This window comes from Streptococcus pseudopneumoniae, from assembly GCF_001068775.1.
GTDB classification, from domain to species: Bacteria; Bacillota; Bacilli; order Lactobacillales; family Streptococcaceae; genus Streptococcus; species Streptococcus pseudopneumoniae_N.
On sequence record NZ_JWAJ01000049.1, the window covers coordinates 1 to 5035 of the forward strand.

Annotated in this window: 1 protein-coding gene; it reads right to left on the bottom strand. The window is 37.8% G+C overall.

From position 1 onward, the window contains the following. Window positions 1-177: 177 nt before the first annotated feature. On the bottom strand, window positions 178-5035 hold a 4858-nt coding region (locus ADF68_RS01770; RefSeq protein ID WP_049548389.1), incomplete at its 5' end, for a ZmpA/ZmpB/ZmpC family metallo-endopeptidase.

A 5035-nucleotide genomic window follows, 5' to 3' on the forward strand; every position in this document is an offset into this window, starting at 1 on the left:
TTCAAACCACGTCAACGTCGCCTTGCCGTACTCAAGTACAGCCTGCGGCTAGTTTCCTAGTTTACTCTTTGATTTTTATTGAGTATAAAATATGGAGAGGACAACAATTGCCCTCTCCATATTTTAGCTTTTATTTAACCCACTACAGTTGACAAAGAGCCAAAAAACTTGTCCCTTTTATATTTTAAACAATGGATTTAAGAAACCGTCTGTGTTTTGCAACAACTTCTTGTAAACTTTCCACTTGAGACCTTCGGTATGCTTGAAACCACCTTCTTTCAAGTCTTTCTCAACAGCAGTGTTAAATAAGTCTTGAAGTTGAGCGTAACTTGAAATCTTAGAACCGTCTACTTCAATCTCAACAAAGCCTTTCTGTGCTTTGTCATACACTTCATGATACCAATGTTTCTTCCACTCTTCGAGGTTTTGGAATTGATTTTTAGAAACTTTCTTGATAATAAAGTCATCACCTAAAAGCCCTTTATTTTCTCTGTTGGCATCACCTTTTAATTTGTTAGAAACATAAGGGATAAAGCCATTTTCATAACCATAATACCCCCACATACGGAAAGTGTTGTGTTTAAAGGAGATAGAACCTACGGTGCTTCGACTCGTGTTCCCCCCAAAGACACCTGCCATCATATTGACCGTTTGATAAGCGCTATCAAAACCTTCCGTACGGAAACGACCGTTATTTGGCATACCATGAAGAGTTACAAAGTTATTATCTACCAACTTGTCAATGCTATCAATAGGGATTTTCTTCTCTTCTTCCGTCAAGTCACGCAATTTGTCCCACTGGTGTGGTTCTCCAATTAAACGGTTTCTATCCGCATTGGTGCGCCACTCTTTATCCATCTTCTTGAACCACTTAGAGTTGTCTGATAAATTCTGATGAATAACAGCAGAAGCTTCTAAGTAATCCAACATCATCATAGACTCATTGTAGTTTTTCATATAACTATCAATCTTGTCTCGACTGTCTAACTTAGCTGGGTCATAATTGTAGTACTGCTCACCATCATTTTTACGCTCATAAGCCATGTTGATACCCAGAGCTTTATACTCACTATTCGGAGTAGATTTATCAGGGGTTTGTAACATACCTTGAGCAAAGGCTTCTAAGTCAGTACCTTCACGGTGTCTGTAACCTCCGTAGTAAACCATTCTATCGTTGACGTGAGTTGTTTCATGGGTGAAGGCTGAAATACCAAAGTCGTCTAACATTTTCGTAACCATGAAATACACTTGATCATCTTTATACGGGTCGCCATAAATCTTAGCCATCGCTCCCATAGCTCCATTTACTTGATGCCAACGATCAGTCGGGCCGAATAGCTCACGAATAGGAGATACCACTGTACCACCTCGTCCATAACCTTGACGATTTGCGTCAGGAATACCGTCATACCACTGACTGTCCCACACAGGAGTCGGTACCATATTTTGACTCTTGAGGAGCTTATCACGTACACTTGGAAGAGCTAAACGAGACCAAAAGTCTAGGTATCTTTGTTGTGCTTTTGCTACTGAAATAATCTTAGGTTTTAAAGACTCTCTCGCTTCCTCTGTATTTTTACCATATCTCTCAAATGAACTATAAGCTAAAGTGTTATAGGTTGAAATCATAAAGATATGAGCTTTCTTTAAGTTGAGCAATGGTAAAATCATACGACCGTGAATATCATTGTTTAAACCATCAAATACACGGTGACGCTTATCTTTAAAGGCTTCTGTACTTGTTTCAGGTTCTACTACATAAACGTTTTTCGCAGAATGAATAAACCAGTCATTCAAATCTTTATCTTCTGTAAACAAACGCATGTTATAGTCTAAGAAGCTACGTAAATCACCTTTACCAGTTGCACCAGCAATCACTTCTTTGTAGGCATCTTGCGTACGGTCACCTTTTAAGAAATGCTCCCTTGAACCAATTTGAATCAAACGGTCTAGTACACTTGGTGTCTTACCATAGAAGTCCGGTTTGAACGTCATGATATCCTTGATACTTAAATCACCATATTTGATATCATAGTAACGATTGAGATAAGTCAGTCCCATTATGATTTTAGCTTTGTTATCTTCAACTTTCTTAAGTAAAGCACGCTCGACTACTTCCCCACCGTTTAACTGATGATCTTCATTTTCTAAAATCTGACTAACAAGTTTTTCTAAGTTTCCTTTTACTTCTTCAAAACTTTCTTCTAAATACAAGCCCTTAATATACTCAGTTTTCTTATCTTGTGTGTTCTTCCAAGGTTTATCACGCTGATCCATCAAGCTACGAACTTCATCTGAAAGTAAGGTAACACTAGCTAACTTCTCTTTAATACCGCTTGCTAACTGGTTACGATTCTTCATAACCATATTTGGAGTATAGACAATGTTTTGACCTACTACATCATACTCTTTTACTTGAACTACTTTAGAGTCCGTTTTAGCGGTCACAGTTAACTCTTCTTTTGTACCATCAGCATAGTGAACCATAATCTTATCAATATCCGATAAATCAGTGACAAATTGCCCTGCTTTCATACCTGTTACAGACAGAACAGTTTTCTTAACAAGATTGGACTCATCTGTTAACTTATTCCCTTGGTTTACAATCCACTCTTTGTTATAAAATGGTTGCAGTTTTTCCAAGTTTCGATAAGCTAGGTTTCTTGTTTCTTGGTAGTCCTGAATCGCTTTATATTCAGAATCTCTATCAACGATACGATTTAACTTGTTTACGATAGGATCTTGAATAGTAAAGGTGTTGGCTGTGATATTCATCTTAGCGATTTTAGCATCTGCTTCTGCTTGAGAGATACCAGTAATACGATTTGAATGTTTGTAGGAAGATAAACCACTTGCAACACCATTTACATAATTTACACGTTTGATATTATCTAATCCAAAATATTGGTCATTATCATTCAAGGCTGGTGAACCATAGACAATTTCACCATTATTTACTTTAAGCATTGTTACGACGTCTTCAATAACACCCCAGTTAAAGTTATTATGAATTACACCTCCACTTTCGCCATGCTGAATCAAATTCATAGTACCTTTTATTACAGCATTTCGGAGAAATCCTTTTTTACCTACTGTCATCGAGTCAATACCATGATCTAGTTTACCAATTAAACCACCATATTTAGATTTATTGGCACTAATCTTAGCATCAACGTAAGCTTTATCAACGTTACTTATCCAACTTTCGCTGACAAGTCCACCAGACCACCAGCCTTTATCTCCAAGACTGTTAATCTTACCAATAAATGCTACATTGCGCATAGTAGCTTCATCTAACTTATTAACTGCACCAGTTACATCGTTATTTCCTGTTACTGAACCTACTACTTTGATATTCTCAAGTGTAGATTTCTTAAACATATTACCAATAGGGGCAACTTTATCAGCCCAAGGCATGTTAATATTTACATTACCCAAGTTAAAGTTTTTGAGTGTAGCACCCTCAGCCTCATTAAACAAAGGTCTTTCTAAGTTATGAATCGTGTACTGATGATTCTCTACACTTGATAGAGTACCTCTAAACTTAGCCATAACATAAGCTTTACCTGCTGGTTTAACGTTAACTGCATTCAAATCTGCACCAAGTTTAAAGTCACCGGTAGGATTTGCTTGCATATCTTTTGCTAAATCATGGAAGTTGTAATAAACCTTATCCTCGGTAGCTCTTGGTTTTTCAAGATAATAAGTGTACGTATCTTTTAACTTACCGTCTTTATCACGTTGAACTAAGTCAGGTGCTTTTGCCGTTACCTTGTAAAGCTGCTTACCTTCCTCAATGACCTCTTCAATCTTATCAATTGCTAAACGAGTCACTTTGTTTTCTCTGGAGGTTACTTTTAAGTAATAGTTGTTAACATTACTTGGAAGAGAGGTTAAATGATTACTATCGCTTTCGACACCGCTTTCGTTTACTTGTACGAGACTGGTATTTGCAATATCTTTCAACTCAACTTTCTTTAAATCTAAGCGTAAAGGTTTATCTTCCAAAGTCGATACTTCTGCACCCTTACCTACATCATAAGTCATAGTGGTTGAAATCGTATAATCTTTGTAATAGTCTAAGTTATCTAATACTTGAGATAAGTTATCGGTTTTTAAATCAAGCGTTTTTACAATTTTTCCACCTTCTTTGATAGTCGCTACAATGCGTGTAATTGTAGCATTGTCTTGATTTTCTAGATTGTAGTTAATTGTAGCAGACTTAGCTAAAACATCCTTAGATACAGTGGTCAGAGTCAAAACAGGAGCCGTTTTTTCTTTGAGCTTTTCTTTGGTACCTTTTACAAGAATTTCAGGCTTCATTTCTTTCAAAATAGTTACTGTTTCAACTGGGTCACTGATTTTTTTGCCATGTAACTCTTCATAGCTAGTAACAATTTGACGTTCGCCATCCTCACCAACTTGTTTAATAGAATCATCACCTATAAATTTGCTAGAATCAGATTCTTCTGTGATAGTTTTAGGAATAGTCTCTGTACGAATATCAGTATGTAAAGCAGGAAGCTCTTCTCTCTCTGGAGCAACGTCAGGAACTGTAGCTAGTGGATCGGTATACTCTGAGATTTCAATAACCGGCGGATCAATTAAGTTTCCTGTTTCATCTACTCCTGTTGTACCTACAGATTCCGTGTATTCTGACTTCTCGGACTTGGGTGCTTCGTCTGGAACTGTGCCTACCGGTTCAGTGTATGCTGGTTTTTCATGAACTTCTGGCTCACCTTTTTCAGTCACAACAGCTTCGGGTAATGCCGGTTGAACTTCCGGTTCGCCTTTGTCAGTCACAACAGCTTCGGGTAATGCCGGTTGAACTTCTGGTTTTCCTTTATCAGTCACAACAGCTTCGGGTAATGCTGGTTGAACTTCCGGTTCGCCTTTGTCAGTTACAACAGCTTCTGGTAAGGCTGGTTGAACTTCCGGTTCGCCTTTGTCAGTTACAACAGCTTCTGGTAATGCTGGTTGAACTTCCGGTTCGCCTTTGTCAGTCACAACAGCTTCGGGTAATGCCGGTTGAACT